General features: G+C 70.1%; 12 protein-coding genes and 2 pseudogenes. 13 read left to right on the top strand and 1 reads right to left on the bottom strand.

Going from position 1 to position 13,784, the window contains the following annotated elements:
- The first annotated feature begins 14 nt into the window (after window positions 1-14).
- Window positions 15-995 (top strand): quinone oxidoreductase family protein, encoded by a 981-nt coding sequence (locus RUTHE_RS00380; protein WP_021096227.1) that lies wholly within the window; start codon window positions 15-17, stop codon window positions 993-995.
- Window positions 996-1,243: 248 nt separating this feature from the next.
- Window positions 1,244-2,737 carry a replicative DNA helicase gene (locus tag RUTHE_RS00375; protein ID WP_021096226.1) on the top strand — a complete coding sequence of 498 codons (1,494 nt, stop codon included), beginning with the start codon at window positions 1,244-1,246 and terminating at the stop codon, window positions 2,735-2,737.
- A gap of 272 nt (window positions 2,738-3,009) precedes the next feature.
- Here RUTHE_RS00375 and RUTHE_RS17220 read toward each other — a convergent pair.
- Window positions 3,010-3,639 (bottom strand): annotated as a pseudogene (locus RUTHE_RS17220) (L,D-transpeptidase); the annotation flags it as partial.
- 227 nt (window positions 3,640-3,866) lie between these two features.
- Here RUTHE_RS17220 and alr point away from each other — a divergent pair.
- The 11 genes and pseudogenes from alr to RUTHE_RS00315 all read left to right on the top strand — a co-directional run bounded on the left by alr (window position 3,867) and on the right by RUTHE_RS00315 (window position 13,760).
- Window positions 3,867-4,904: an alanine racemase gene (gene alr, locus RUTHE_RS00365; protein ID WP_021096224.1), complete on the top strand. Its 1,038-nt coding sequence runs from the start codon at window positions 3,867-3,869 to the stop codon at window positions 4,902-4,904.
- A complete protein-coding gene (locus RUTHE_RS00360) occupies window positions 4,901-5,677 on the top strand; it encodes an MlaE family ABC transporter permease (protein ID WP_021096223.1) in 777 nt (258 codons plus the stop codon). The genes alr and RUTHE_RS00360 overlap by 4 nt, the downstream gene beginning before the upstream one ends.
- Entirely contained in the window at window positions 5,674-6,426 is a 753-nt protein-coding gene (locus RUTHE_RS00355) for an ABC transporter ATP-binding protein (protein ID WP_021096222.1), read from the top strand. The genes RUTHE_RS00360 and RUTHE_RS00355 overlap by 4 nt, the downstream gene beginning before the upstream one ends.
- A 144-nt stretch (window positions 6,427-6,570) precedes the next feature.
- Window positions 6,571-7,446, top strand: coding sequence for a hypothetical protein (locus RUTHE_RS00350; RefSeq protein ID WP_021096221.1), 876 nt, complete (start codon window positions 6,571-6,573; stop codon window positions 7,444-7,446).
- Window positions 7,447-7,512: 66 nt separating this feature from the next.
- Window positions 7,513-8,859 (top strand): DNA repair protein RadA, encoded by a 1,347-nt coding sequence (gene radA, locus RUTHE_RS00345; RefSeq protein WP_021096220.1) that lies wholly within the window; start codon window positions 7,513-7,515, stop codon window positions 8,857-8,859.
- Window positions 8,860-8,892: 33 nt separating this feature from the next.
- Entirely contained in the window at window positions 8,893-9,453 is a 561-nt protein-coding gene (locus RUTHE_RS00340; protein WP_021096219.1) for a CvpA family protein, read from the top strand.
- A gap of 89 nt (window positions 9,454-9,542) precedes the next feature.
- Window positions 9,543-11,015: pseudogene (gene purF / locus RUTHE_RS00335) on the top strand (amidophosphoribosyltransferase).
- Window positions 11,016-11,164: 149 nt separating this feature from the next.
- Window positions 11,165-11,545, top strand: coding sequence for a hypothetical protein (locus RUTHE_RS00330; protein WP_040644814.1), 381 nt, complete (start codon window positions 11,165-11,167; stop codon window positions 11,543-11,545).
- A gap of 54 nt (window positions 11,546-11,599) precedes the next feature.
- On the top strand, window positions 11,600-12,277 hold the full coding sequence (locus tag RUTHE_RS00325) for an SDR family NAD(P)-dependent oxidoreductase (protein ID WP_021096216.1): 678 nt from the start codon (window positions 11,600-11,602) through the stop codon (window positions 12,275-12,277).
- 50 nt (window positions 12,278-12,327) lie between these two features.
- Window positions 12,328-13,119, top strand: coding sequence for a 5'/3'-nucleotidase SurE (gene surE, locus RUTHE_RS00320; protein WP_021096215.1), 792 nt, complete (start codon window positions 12,328-12,330; stop codon window positions 13,117-13,119).
- A complete protein-coding gene (locus tag RUTHE_RS00315) occupies window positions 13,116-13,760 on the top strand; it encodes a protein-L-isoaspartate(D-aspartate) O-methyltransferase (protein WP_021096214.1) in 645 nt (214 codons plus the stop codon). The genes surE and RUTHE_RS00315 overlap by 4 nt, the downstream gene beginning before the upstream one ends.
- Window positions 13,761-13,784: the final 24 nt, after the last annotated feature.

Below are 13,784 nucleotides of genomic sequence, written 5' to 3'. Positions count from 1 at the left end.
GGGGAGTTCCGCGCATGTCCGTTGCCCGCACCGCTGTCCTGCACGCCACCGGCGGCCCCGAGGCCATCGCCTGGGAGGATCGGCCGCTGCCCGCGCCCGGACCGGGGGAAGTGCTGCTGCGTCACCATGCCATCGGCGTCAACTACATCGACATCTACCACCGTTCCGGCCTCTATCCGCTGTCGCTGCCCTCGGGCCTCGGGTCCGAGGGCGCCGGCGTGATCGAGGCGGTCGGCGAAGGGGTGGAGCATGTCGCCCCCGGCGACCGCGTCGCCTATGCCGGCGGCCCCCTGGGCGCCTATGCCGAGGCGCGGGTGATGCCGGCGGCCCCTCTCGTGAAGCTGCCCGATGCGATCTCCTTCGAGGAGGCCGCGGCGGTGATGCTCAAGGGCCTCACGGTCCATTACCTGTTCCGCCGCACGGTGCCGATCCGGCCCGGCGACACGGTTCTGTTCCTGCCGGCCGCCGGGGGCACCGGCCTGATCGCCTGCCAATGGGCCCGCAGCGAGGGGATCCGGCTGATCGGTGCCGCGGGGGGCGCCGCGAAATGCGCCCTTGCCCGCGAACATGGCGCCGCCGAGACCATCGACATGCGGACGCAGGACCTCGCGGCCGAGGCGCGGCGCCTGACAGGCGGGCGGGGCGTGGATGTGGTGATGGACGGGGTCGGGCGCGACAGCTTCATCGCCTCGCTCGACGCGCTGCGGCCGCTGGGCACGATGATCTCCTTCGGCAATGCAAGCGGCAAGGTGGAGCCCTTCGACATCGGCCTGCTGGCCGCCAAGGGGTCGCTGATGCTCACGCGGCCGACGCTGTTCACCCATATCGCCGATCCCGCCGTGCTGCGCCGCATGGCGGCGGAACTGTTCGAGAAGGTGATCTCGGGGGCGATCCGACCCCGCATCGACCAGCGCCGCCCCCTGGCGGAGGCGGCCGCAGCCCATCGCGCTCTCGAGGCGCGCGCCACGACCGGGGCGACGGTGCTCCTGCCCTGAGCGGACAGGGGCGCGGCCCCCTGCGGCCCTCCGGCGGCCCTGCGGCGGCGGGGCAGGCCGGCGGGGCAGGCCGGCGGGGAATCGGGGGCCCTTCTTCATCCCCCCCTCCCACCCGGGGCGCGCGGGCGTTATCCACAGGATCGTCCCCAGCTTCCGCCGACACGGTCCACAGGAATCCCTGTTCCCCCCCTGTTCGCACGGGCGTAATCTCCGGCATAAGGGCGGTCTGCCCGCGAGAGGATCGAGCCATGACCGAGATCGCGCCCTTCCGGCCGCGCCTGCCGGCCGAGCCCCCCTCCCCCGGGACAGAGCCGCTGCCCCACAACATCGAGGCCGAGCAGCAGGTTCTGGGGGCGATCCTCACCAACAACGACGTGTTCGATCGGGTGAGCGCCATCCTTTCGCCCGAGCATTTCTTCGACCCTGTCCATGCCCGCATCTACGAGGTGGCCGCCGCGCGCATCCAGAAAAACGCGCTGGCCTCGCCCGTCACGCTCAAGGCCTTTCTCGAAGGCGACGAGGGGCTGCGGGCGCTGGGCGGGCCGGCCTATCTGGCGCGGCTGGCCGCGGCGGCGATCTCCTCCTTCGCGGCGCGCGACTATGCCCAGCTCATCCGCGACCTCGCCACGCGGCGCGAGCTGATCCGGCTGGGGCGCGAGATCACCGACCGCGCCGCGCGGGTGGAGATCGAGAGCAGCCCCGAGGAGCAGATCGTCGAAGCCGAACAGGCGCTCTATCGGTTGGCCGATCAGGGGCGGAGCGAGACGGGCTTCCAGAGCTTCCTGCGCGCGGTCACCGATGCCGTGCAATCGGCCAATGCCGCCTATCAGCGCGACGGGGGCCTGGCGGGGATTTCCACCGGACTGGTCGATCTCGACCGCAAGCTGGGCGGATTGCACAAGTCGGACCTGCTGATCCTCGCGGGGCGCCCGTCGATGGGCAAGACCTCGCTGGCCACCAACATCGCCTTCAACATCGCGAAGGCCTACCGGCGGGGACGGCTGCCTGACGGCAGCGAAGGCACGGTGAGCGGCGGCGTGGTGGGGTTCTTCTCGCTCGAGATGAGTGCCGAGCAGCTTGCCGCGCGGATCCTGTCGGAGGCGGCCGAGGTCCCCTCCGAGCAGATCCGGCGGGGAGACATGACCGAAGAGGAGTTCCGCCGTTTCGTCGCCGCGGCGCGGGATCTGGAGGCCTGCCCCCTCTTCATCGACGATACGGCGGCGATCCCGATCAGCCAGCTTGCGGCGCGGGCGCGCCGGCTCAAGCGGACGCATGGGCTCGATGTGCTGTTCGTGGACTATCTCCAGCTCGTGCGGCCGGCGACGGCCCGCGACAGCCGTGTCAACGAGGTATCGGAGATCACGCAGGGGCTGAAGGCCATCGCCAAGGAGCTGGACATCCCCGTGGTCGCGCTGTCGCAGCTCTCGCGGCAGGTGGAAAGCCGCGAGGACAAGCGGCCGCAACTGTCGGATCTGCGCGAATCGGGTTCGATCGAACAGGACGCCGATGTGGTGATGTTCGTGTTCCGCGAGGAATACTACAAGGAGCGCGAGAAGCCCGGCGAGCACGAGATCGAGCGGATGGCCAAGTGGCAGGAGGAGATGGAGCGCGTGCACGGCAAGGCCGAGGTGATCATCGGCAAGCAGCGCCACGGCCCCATCGGCACCGTGGAGCTGAGCTTCGACGGGCGCTTCACCCGCTTCGGCAATCTGGCCAAGCCCTGGCAGGGCGAGGAGCGCTGACCGGCGCGGGGCGGAACGGGCCGGCCCGGAACGGCGCAGCCCGGCCTTCAGCGCATCCCCCGGGGGTCGTGCGGGGCCGTCTCGGCTCGCCCGATCAGTAGAGGCCGCCCGTCTCGAACACCGAGAGCGCCGGTGCCACAGGCGCCGGGGACGGCGCGGGGGGGCAAGGCGGACTGGGCCGGGAACGGCAGCACCTCGGCCGGCGGGAAGGGCGCGGACGCGGCCATCGCATCCCCGGTCTCCTCCCCGGATCCCGGATCGGACGAGACGCCCTTGGGATGCAGCACCACCCGGGCATGAAGCGGCACGCGTTCGTAAAGATCGATGATATCTTCGTTCACGAGGCGCACGCAGCCATTCGAAACGGCAGTGCCGATCGTCTCGGGCGCGTTGGTGCCGTGGATGCGCAGCATCGTGTCGCCGCGTTCGGGGGTGAACAGATACAGGGCACGCGCACCCAGCGGGTTGTCGGGCCCGCCCGGCATGCCGTCGGCCCAGCGGGCATAGCGTTCGGGCTCGCGCGCGATCATCTCCGGGGTAGGGGTCCAGGACGGCCATTCCTTCTTGGCGCCCACGGTGAACTCTCCGGCCTCGTAGAGGCCGGCGCGGCCGATGCCCACGTCATAACGCAGCGCCAGCCCGTCCGAGATAGTCCAGTAGAGGACGAAGTCATCGGGATAGACATGGATCTCGCCGGGCAGGCTGCCCGGCGGAGCCGGCACGATCCGGGGCAGGGCATGGCTGTCAGCCAGCGGATCCTCCGGTACCGATCCTGCGGGAGAGAGGCCAGGATCGCCGGTGCCGACCAGCAGTTCGAGCGTCTCGGCCTCCTGCGCATGCAGCAGCCGCGGCCCCGTGAGGGACAGAAGGCCCAGACCCATCAGAAGCGATCGACGGCGCATCATTGCCCTCCTTGGTTTCGGTGTCCCCGGGGAGATAGGTTCAGCCTGCCTGCTTGTCAGGGCCGGGCCCCGCCAGCGGTCAGAGGGCAGGCCATGTTCCCTGCCTGTAGGCACGCAATTCACGCCATGCCGCAATGGCCCGGTCGTTCACAAGATCGCCAGCGCCCGATCGCCGGCCGTGACGCGACCCCTTGCCCCGCCCGGCCCTGCCTGCCACAACGGCGCCCATGGGCACCGGGCGCCTTCATGTCGATCTTTCTGCCATCGTGGCGAACTGGCGGGCGCTGGCCGCCCTTGCACGGGTCGAATGCGGCGCCGTGGTCAAGGCGGATGCCTATGGCCTGGGCGCAGTCCCCGTGGCACAGGCGCTGGCCGCGGCGGGGTGCCGGCGCTTCTTCGTCGCCGTGGCGGAAGAGGGCGCCGCCCTGCGCCGCAGTCTCGGGCCGGGGCCCGAGATCCTGGTCTTTGCCGGCCACATGGCGGGAGATACGGCGGCCCTGGCCGAAGCCGATCTGGTGCCGATGATCAATTCGCTCGATCAGCTGACCCGGCATCTCGAGGCGCTGCCCGGCCATCCCTTCGGCATCCAGCTCGATACGGGCATGAACCGGCTCGGGATGGAATGGTCCGAATGGGCCGCCGTGGCCGAGATCGCTCTCGAGCAGCGGCCCGTGCTGCTGATGAGCCATCTCGCCTGTGCCGACGAGCCCGACCATCCGATGAACGGCTATCAGCTCGATCTCTTCCGCCAGATGACGGACGGGACGGGGGTGCCGCGCTCGCTGGCGGCGACGGGGGGCATTCTGCTCGGCCCCGACTATGCCTTCGATCTGTGCCGTCCCGGCATCGGCCTCTACGGGGGGCTGCCCTTCGATCATGCGCATCCCGTGGTTGCCCTGGATCTGCCCGTGATCCAGATCCGCGACCTTCAGGCGGGAGAGGTTGCCGGCTATGGCAATGCCTGGCAGGCGCAGCGGCCCTCGCGGCTTGCCACCGTATCGGGGGGTTATGCGGACGGGATCTTCCGCGCCCTCACGGGCCGGCTGACGCTGTGGCATGGCGAGACGCCCTGCCCGGCCGTGGGGCGGGTGTCGATGGACCTGATCATCGTCGATGTGACGGATCTCGAAGAGGAACCCGAATCCCTCACCCTGATCGGGCCGCAGCAGGGAATCGACGATCTGGCACGGGCCGCCGGAACCATCGGCTATGAGGTGCTGACCGCCCTGGGCTCGCGCTATGCGCGTCAGCATCACGCGGCATGATCCGCCTGCTGGCGCGGATCGGCGCGCCGGCGCTGGGGCTGCTGGCGGTCACGGGGCGGCTCGCGATCTTCACCGCGCGGACGCTGAGCCATCTGGCCCGCCCCCCCTTTCACGGGCGCGAGCTGGGGCGGGCGCTCTTCCAGATCGGCTGGCTGTCGCTGCCGGTGGTGGGGTTCACGGCGCTGTTCACGGGGGGGGCGCTCGCGCTTCAGATCTATGCGGGCAGCGATCGCTTCGGCGCGCAGGAAGCCGTGCCGCAGATCGTCGCCATCGGGATGGTGCGTGAACTCGGCCCCGTGCTGGTCGGGCTGATGGTGGCGGCGCGCGTCACCTCCTCCATCGCCGCCGAGATCGCCACGATGAAGGTGACCGAGCAGATCGACGCGCTGGTGACGCTCTCGACCCATCCCCTGAAATATCTGGTGCTGCCGCGGGTGCTGGCGGCAACTCTCGTCGTGCCGGCGCTGGTGGCGGTGGGGGACGTGATCGGCATCATGGGCGGCTGGATCGTGGCGACCGAGCGGCTGGGCTATGTCTCGGGCCCCTATCTGCGCAGCAGCCTCGATTTCCTCGAGCGGGTGGACTGGATCTCCTCCCTGGTCAAGGGCGGGGTTTTCGGCTTTCTCTGCGCGCTTCTGGGCTGCTGGTTCGGCATGACCTCGGGGCGGGGGGCGATGGGCGTGGGCCGGGCCACCAAGGGCGCCGTGGTCGCCGCGGCCATCGCGATCCTGGCGGCCAATCTGCTGCTGACCGAAGCCTTCTTCGCCGCATGAGCACGCCCGCCATCTCTGTCCGCGGTCTGCGGAAGTCCTTCGGGGCAACCCCGGTTCTGGACGGGATCGATCTCGATGTGGCGCGGGGCGAAAGCCTCGTGATCGTCGGCGGATCGGGCACGGGCAAATCCGTGCTGCTGCGCTGCATCCTGGGCCTGATGCGGGCGGATGCGGGCACCATCCGCCTGGATGGCCAGGACGCGACGGGGGGGGCACCGGAGGCCTTCCTGCGGCGCTTCGGGATGCTGTTCCAGGGCGGCGCGCTGTTCGATTCCCTGCCCGTCTGGCGCAATGTGGCCTTCCGCCTGCTGCATGACGGCATGCCCCCGAACGAGGCGCGGGCAAGGGCCGTGGCCGCGCTGGCCGCTGTCGGCCTGTCCGGGCGGGTCGCCGATCTCTATCCGGCCGAGCTGTCGGGCGGGATGCAGAAGCGCGCGGCCCTGGCCCGCGCCATCGCAGCGCGCCCTTCGGTGCTCTTCTTCGACGAGCCGACGGCGGGGCTCGATCCGATCCTCGCGACCGTCATCAACCGCCTGATCCGCGAACAGGTGACCGCGCTGGGCGCCACGGCGGTGACGATCACCCATGACCTGACGACGGTGCGCATGGTCGCCGACCGGGTCGCCCTGCTCCATGACGGGCGGCTGCGCTGGACGGGGCCCGTCTCTGCCTTCGAGACCAGCGACGATCCCCATGTCGCGCAGTTCATCACGGGCCGGGCGGATGGCCCCATCGCCACCCTGCGGTGACCCGGCCCTGCAGCGCAGAGCTCCCTCAACGCAGGATTTTTTGCCACGGCGGGCTTCGCTGGCGGAACCGCAGGCCGACAGGGCGCATTTCCCCTGCGGAAGAACCCTGCGCCCATGAGGGCCTTGTCAAGGGAAAGGACTGCCATGCCGATCGGCGCTTCCCTGATGCCCCTTGCGCGGATCGCGCAATCCCTGTCCCAGCATGTCATCGCCCTTGCCGCCGCAGGCATGGCAGGGGTCACGATGGGATCCGCCCTGGGCCTGTGGCCCTGGCTGTCGCTCGAGGCCGCCTGGGGGGATCGGCCGCTTCCCGCATTCGGCATGGCGGTGCAGATCGGACTGACCGCCTTCCTGGTCCTGATCTGCGCCTTCTTTCCATCAGGCTGGCGGGTCCTGGCGCTGGAGCGGTCGCACCGGGATTTCCGCATCGCCATGAAGGATGTGACCGCAGCCTATCACGCGGCGCACATGGCCGACCGCGAGGGCGTCTTCACCCTTTCGGGCGAGTTCGACGCGGTCCGCGAGCGGCTGGAATGGCTGCGCGACCACCCGGACCTCAAGCTGCTGGAGGCCGACATCCTGACGGTTGCCGCACAGATGTCGCAGCAGTCGCATCGCCTTGCCACCATCTATTCGGAAGAGCGCGTGGCCCGGGCCCGCGACTTTCTTGCCCAGCGGCAGCAGGAGGCCGAGGAGCAGCAGAAGCGCATCCAGGAGGCGCTGGCCATCTGCCGCGAGATCCTGCGCTGGAACAGCCAGGTGGAGCTCGAGGAGGCGATGGTGGCCTCGCAACTCTCGCAGCTCGACGAGCAGCTCCAGTCGATCCTGCCGGCCCTCGGCTACCGCATCGGCGACCGGTCCCCGGCCCGATCCGGTATCGGGGCGGATCGGGGCGCAGAACCCGCCGCGATGACGGCCCCGATGGCGGCAGAGGCGACGCCCTCCTCCACCCCGCCGGAGCGGACCGTCCTGCGCCCCGACAATGTCCTGCCGATGACGGCCAAGCCTGCGGCCGAATGAGAAGAGCCCCGCCTGCCCCGCCACCGCCCTTGCGGTCGGACCTGTCATGACGCAGATAGCAGGGACATGGCGCGCGATCTGTCCTATCTCTGCACGGCCTGCGGTGCGCGCCACCCGAAGTGGTCGGGGCGCTGCGACGCCTGCGGCGAATGGAACACCCTGGTCGAGGAGGCCGGCACCCCCGGCCCGCGCAGCGCGCCAAAGGGGCGCATCCTGACGCTGACCGACCTGGCCACCGCCGAATCCCCCCCACCGCGCACCGAGGCGGGCGTGGCCGAGCTTGACCGCGTGCTGGGGGGCGGTCTGGTTCCGGCATCGGCGATTCTCGTGGGGGGGGATCCGGGGATCGGCAAGTCCACGCTGCTGCTGCAGGCGGCGGCGCGCTTTGCCCGCAATGGTCTGAAGGTGATCTATGTCACGGGCGAGGAATCGGCGGCCCAGGTCCGGATGCGCGCCAGGCGCCTGGGCCTGAGCGAAAGTCCCGTGCATCTGGCGGCGCATACCGCGCTGCGCGACGTTCTGGCCACGCTCGAGGCCGAAGCCCCGCAGCTTGCCATCATCGATTCGATCCAGACGATGTGGCTCGATACCGTGGAATCGGCGCCGGGATCCGTCTCCCAGGTGCGGGCCTGCGCCCATGAGCTGACCGCGCTGGCCAAGCGGCGGGGAATCGCCGTCGTGATGGTGGGTCATGTGACGAAGGAAGGCGCGCTCGCCGGGCCGCGCGTGGTCGAGCACATGGTCGATACGGTTCTCTATTTCGAGGGGGACCGCGGCCATCAGTTCCGCATCCTGCGCGCCGTCAAGAACCGCTTCGGCCCCGCCGACGAGATCGGCGTCTTCGAGATGACAGGCCGGGGGCTTGTGGAAGTGCGCAACCCTTCGGCCCTTTTCCTGGCCGAACGGGGCACGCCCGCGCCGGGCTCGGTGGTGTTCGCCGGGATCGAGGGCACGCGGCCCATCCTGTGCGAGATCCAGGCGCTGGTGGCGCCGGCGGCTCCGGGCCAGACGCGGCGCAGCGTCGTCGGCTGGGACGGGGGGCGGCTGGCGATGATCCTGGCCGTTCTCGATGCGCGGGCGGGCCTCAGCTTCGCGGGGCTGGATGTCTATCTCAACGTGGCCGGGGGGCTGCGCATCACGGAACCGGCGGCCGATCTGGCCGTGGCGATGGCGCTGGTCTCGGCCCAGTCGCAGCGGGCGCTCGATCCGCAGACCGTCCTGTTCGGCGAGATCAGCCTGTCCGGGGCGCTGCGGCCGGTGGCGCAGACCGAAAACCGGTTGAAGGAGGCACAGAAACTTGGTTTCACCTCCGCCATCCTGCCGGTACTGCCCCGGCGTGCGGCCAAGACGGGCCTCGATTTGCGCGAAATGCCCGATCTTGCCTCCGCCGTGCAGCGCCATCTTCGGGGATAGGACAGAACGGCCAACAGGAGCGCCGAGGGACGCATGCAAGGCTTCACCATCATCGACGGCGTCGTGGCGGCCATCATCGTCGTCTCGGCGCTGCTGGCCTATTCGCGGGGCTTCGTGCGCGAATCGCTGGCCATCGCGGGCTGGATCGGCGCCGCGATCCTGGCCTTCATCCTGGCCGATCAGGTCCAGCCTCTGGTCCGACAGCTTCCCGTGATCGGCGAGTTCATCGGCGATTCCTGTGAGCTGTCGATCATTGCGGCCTTCGCCCTGGTCTTTGCCGTCGCCCTCGTGGTCTTTGCGATCTTCACGCCCCTCTTCTCCGGGGCGGTCCAGCGTTCGGCGCTGGGGGGGCTCGATCAGGGCCTGGGTTTCCTGTTCGGCGTGGCCCGCGGCGTGCTGCTCGTGGCGGTGGCCTTCTTCGTCTATGAAACCGTGCTGGCGGCCCAGGCGATCCCCATGGTCGAGGACAGCCGCGCCGCGGCCGTGTTCTCGCGTCTGACAGACCGCATCGAGGCGCAGAATCCCGAAGCCGCCCTGAGCTGGATCACGCGGCAATACGAACAGCTCGTGGGGTCCTGCGGCGCGCCGGCCTGACCGGCGGGCCTGCCCCCGACAGGGGTGCGTGACAGTGGCGCCGCTCGGGCCTATGGAGGCGCCGCCCCCCGACTCGCGGAGCCGGATCGATGCCGTTGCCCGGAACCCCTTTCGACACAGCCGACGACGACCACCTGCGCGAGGAATGCGGAGTCTTCGGCATCATCGGTGCCGCCGATGCCGCAAGCTTCGTTGCGCTCGGGCTCCATGCCCTGCAGCATCGCGGGCAGGAGGCGGCCGGGATCGTCACCTATGACCCCCGATCCGGTTTCCACCAGGCGCGGCGGATGGGCTATGTCCGCGACAACTTCACCTCGCGCGAAGTGATGGATCTGCTGCCCGGCTCGATCGGCATCGGGCATGTGCGCTATTCCACATCGGGCGACAAGGGACCGGCGGTCATCCGCAACGTGCAGCCCTTCTTCGGCGAGTTCGCCATCGGCGGCGCGGCCATCGCCCATAACGGCAATCTCACCAATGCCCTCGCCCTGCGGCGCGAGCTGATCGAGCGCGGATCGATCTTCCAGTCCTCTTCGGATACCGAGGTCATCATCCATCTGATGGCGCGATCGATGGGCCGCACCATGGTGGACCGCATGGAAGACGCTCTGCGCAAGGTGAGGGGGCCTTCTCGGTCGTGGCGATGACGCGCACCAAGCTCCTGGGCTGCCGCGATGCGCTGGGCATCCGGCCGCTGGTGCTCGGACGGCTGGGCACGGCCTGGGTGCTGGCCTCCGAGACCTGCGCACTGGACATCGTCGGGGCCGATCTGGTGCGCGAGGTCGCGCCGGGCGAGATGGTCGTCATCACCGCCGAAGGCGGCGTCGAAAGCCATTTCCCCTTCCGCCCCCGCCGGCCCCGCTTCTGCATCTTCGAGCATGTCTATTTCAGCAGGCCGGACAGCCTGATCGGCGGGCGGTCCGTCTATGAGACACGAGAGGCCATCGGGCGGGAACTGGCCCGCGAGGCGCCGGTGGAGGCCGATCTCGTCTGTCCCGTCCCCGACAGCGGCACCCCTGCCGCCATCGGCTTTGCCGCCGAAAGCGGCATTCCCTTCGGCATGGGGATCATCCGCAACCAGTATGTCGGACGCACCTTCATCGAGCCGACCGACCAGATCCGCAACATGGGGGTGCGCCTCAAGCTGAACGTCAACCGGGCCCTGATCCGCGGCAAGCGGGTGGTGCTGGTGGACGATTCCGTCGTGCGCGGCACCACGAGCCGCAAGATCAAGGAGATGATCCTCGATGCCGGCGCGCGGGAAGTGCATTTCCGCATCGCTTCGCCCCCACCGCCTGGCCCTGCTTCTATGGCGTGGACACGCCCCAGCGCGAGAAGCTCCTGGCGGCGACGATGTCCGAGGAGGAGATCGCCGGCATCTGGGGGTGCATTCGCTGCGCTTCATCTCGCTCGACGGGCTCTATCGCGCCGTCGGCGAGGCCGGCGGGCGCGATCCGGCCAGCCCCCGCTACTGCGATGCCTGCTTCTCGGGGGATTATCCGGTGGAACCGGCCGACATGATCGAGGCCGGGTTCCGCCTGAAGGCGGTCGGGCAGGGCTGAGCCGATTCCCATCGGCAACTCCCCGCCGAAAGGGGGGGCCTTGCCGCGCAAGGCTCCGCGCAGATGCCGCGCCGCAGCAAGAGGGTGGTTCCCCCCCTGCCCCGCGATGTGACAGGCCCCGCCGTCCCCCAGTCGAGGAGACGGACCCCATGGACGAATCCACCCTTCGGCCGCTGCGACCGCGGATCCGTCCGCGGGATCTGCCGCAGGCCGCCCCCGAAGGGGCCATGGCCGATGCCCCGACCGAGCCGCTGCGCCCGGTCGCGCGCTCCGACGGCCCTGTCGCGGTCCCGCCGGAAGTGGCCGAGGCCGCCACGCAGCCCGATGCGCTCGACCCGGACCGGCTGGCCCTGATCGGCCTGTTCCACAGCCCCGGAGCCTCGGCGGCGCTGGTGCGGCTGGCCAGCGGGCAGATCCTGCGCGTCGAGACGGGCCAGGTCGTCGCCGGGGCCGTTGTGTCTGCGATCGGGCCGGATTCGCTGCGTCTGCAGCGGGGCGGGCGGGAGACGATCCTGACCATTGCCGGCTGATCCCCGCGACCTGTCGGCTTGCGCATGCCGCCCGTGCGGGGCATGAGGCGCCGCATGGATCAGCCCGAACAGCCCCCCGTTCCGTCCCGCCGTCCCATCGCCCTTGTCACGGGGGCCTCGCGCGGGCTCGGTCATGCGCTGGCCCTCGCGCTTGCGGCCACACATCATGTCGTGGCGCTGGCCCGCACGCAGGGCGCGCTCGAGGAGCTCGACGATGCGATCCGGGCCGCCGGCGGCGAGGCGACGCTCGCGCCGATGGATGTCACGGTGCCGGCCGCGATGCGTCAGCTGGCCCGGACGATCTTCGACCGCTGGGGCCGGCTCGATCTGTGGGTCCATGCGGCGATCCATGCCGCCCCGCTCGCCCCGGCCCCGCATCTGGCGGCAAAGGATCTGGATCGGTCGATCGCCGTGAACCTGCGGGCCACGGCGGATCTGATCCAGGTGCTGGCCCCGCTTCTGGGCGACGGCGGCCGGGCCGTGTTCTTCGACGATCCGCGCGGGGGCGAGCGGTTCTTCGGCCATTACGGCACGACCAAGGCCGCCCAGATCGCCCTCGCCCGGAGCTGGCAGGCCGAGGGCGAGCGGATCGGGCCGCGCGTCCTGATCCTTGCCCCGCGCCCCATGGCCACCGCCCTGCGGGCCCGCTTCTACCCGGGAGAGGATCGCCGCGCGCTTGCCTCTCCGCGCGAGGAAGCCAGACGCCTGCTGCCCGCCATCCTCTCTGCTTGAGCCGCGGCGCCTGCTCCCGTAGGACTGCAGGGCAGCGGGAGACAGAGCCTTTGCGGATTCTCATCACGAATGACGACGGCATCAACGCGCCCGGCCTGCGCACGATGGAGGCCATCGCGGCCGAGATCGCCGGCCCCCGGGGGGAGGTGTGGATCGTCGCGCCGGCCTTCGAGCAGTCGGGCGTCGCCCATGCGATCAGCTACACCCATCCCTTCATGATCTCGAAACTGGGCGAACGCCGCTTTGCCGCGGAAGGCTCGCCCGCCGATTGCGTTCTGGCGGGGCTTCATGACGTGCTGGCCGGCTCTCCCCCGGACCTTGTCCTGTCGGGGGTGAACCGGGGCAACAATGCCGGCGAGAACGCGATGTATTCCGGCACCCTGGGCGGGGCGATGGAGGCGGCGCTGCAGGGTCTGCCGGCCATCGCCATCAGCCAGTTCATGGGGCCGCGGACGGTGCGGCTCGAGGATCCGTTCGAGGCCGCGGCGGTCCATGGCGCGGCCATCGTGCGGCGCCTGCTCGATCGGGGGATCTGGGACGACGGGCCCTACCGGCTGTTCTACAATGTCAATCTTCCGCCCTGCGCGGCCTCCGAGGTCAGGGGCCTTGCCGTCACGCGGCAGGGCTTCCGCAGCCGCAGCCGGCATGTCGTCGAATCCCAGATCTCGCCCACCGGGCGGCGCTTCCTGTGGGTCCGCGGTGGGGCCCAGGACGAACGGACCGGGCCGGGCACCGATGTGGAGGCCAATCTCGATGGTCTGATCGCGGTGACTCCGTGCCGTGCCGATCTGACGGCGCATGATGTGCTGGACGAACTGGCAAGGGGGCTGGCCGGACCATGACCCGCGATGCCGAGAGGACCATGCAGTTCCTCTTTGCGCTCCGCAGCGCGGGCGTCACGGATCCCCGTGTGCTTTCGGCGATGGAACGGATCGACCGCGCGCTGTTCGTCCGCGGCGTCTTTGCCGCCCGCGCCTATGAGGATGTGCCCCTGCCCATCGCCTGCGGGCAGACGATCTCCCAGCCTTCGGTCGTGGGGCTGATGACGCAGGCCCTGGATGTCTCTCCCCGCGACAAGGTTCTCGAGGTGGGGACGGGATCGGGTTACCAGGCTGCGATCCTGGCGCTGCTGGCGCGGCGGGTCTACACGGTGGACCGTTTCCGCAGCCTCGTGATGCAGGCACGGACGATCTTCGAGGCGCTGGGCCTGCACACGATCACGGCGCTTGTCGCGGACGGCAGTCATGGCCTGCCCGATCAGGCGCCGTTCGATCGCATCCTCGTGACCGCCGCCGCCGAGGACCCGCCCGGCCCCCTCTTGGCCCAGTTGCGCATCGGTGGCATCATGGTCCTGCCGGTCGGACAGTCCGACACGGTGCAGACCCTTTTGCGTGTGACACGCAAGGGGGAGAGGGCGTTCGACTACGATGAGCTGCGCCCTGTCCGTTTCGTCCCCCTCGTCGAGGGGCTCGGTCAGGACTGAGGCGCCGCAGAACAAGGGGCAACG

Origin of the sequence: Rubellimicrobium thermophilum DSM 16684 (assembly GCF_000442315.1) — a bacterium.
Lineage (GTDB): Bacteria > Pseudomonadota > Alphaproteobacteria > Rhodobacterales > Rhodobacteraceae > Rubellimicrobium > Rubellimicrobium thermophilum.
The sequence above is the reverse complement of the archived record's forward strand: the minus strand, read 5'-3'. Positions and strand labels throughout refer to the sequence as shown.

Bases quoted from the DNA above. Each gene is read 5' to 3' on its own strand.
- RUTHE_RS00375 (WP_021096226.1), top strand. From the start codon at position 1,244: ATGACCGAGATCGCGCCCTTCCGGCCGCGCCTGCCGGCCGAGCCCCCC.
- RUTHE_RS00350 (WP_021096221.1), top strand. From the start codon at position 6,571: ATGCCGATCGGCGCTTCCCTGATGCCCCTTGCGCGGATCGCGCAATCC.
- RUTHE_RS00330 (WP_040644814.1), top strand. From the start codon at position 11,165: ATGGACGAATCCACCCTTCGGCCGCTGCGACCGCGGATCCGTCCGCGG.
- RUTHE_RS00325 (WP_021096216.1), top strand. From the start codon at position 11,600: ATGGATCAGCCCGAACAGCCCCCCGTTCCGTCCCGCCGTCCCATCGCC.
- RUTHE_RS00315 (WP_021096214.1), top strand. From the start codon at position 13,116: ATGACCCGCGATGCCGAGAGGACCATGCAGTTCCTCTTTGCGCTCCGC.
- RUTHE_RS00355 (WP_021096222.1), top strand. From the start codon at position 5,674: ATGAGCACGCCCGCCATCTCTGTCCGCGGTCTGCGGAAGTCCTTCGGG.
- alr (WP_021096224.1), top strand. From the start codon at position 3,867: ATGGGCACCGGGCGCCTTCATGTCGATCTTTCTGCCATCGTGGCGAAC.
- RUTHE_RS00360 (WP_021096223.1), top strand. From the start codon at position 4,901: ATGATCCGCCTGCTGGCGCGGATCGGCGCGCCGGCGCTGGGGCTGCTG.
- RUTHE_RS00380 (WP_021096227.1), top strand. From the start codon at position 15: ATGTCCGTTGCCCGCACCGCTGTCCTGCACGCCACCGGCGGCCCCGAG.
- RUTHE_RS00340 (WP_021096219.1), top strand. From the start codon at position 8,893: ATGCAAGGCTTCACCATCATCGACGGCGTCGTGGCGGCCATCATCGTC.
- radA (WP_021096220.1), top strand. From the start codon at position 7,513: ATGGCGCGCGATCTGTCCTATCTCTGCACGGCCTGCGGTGCGCGCCAC.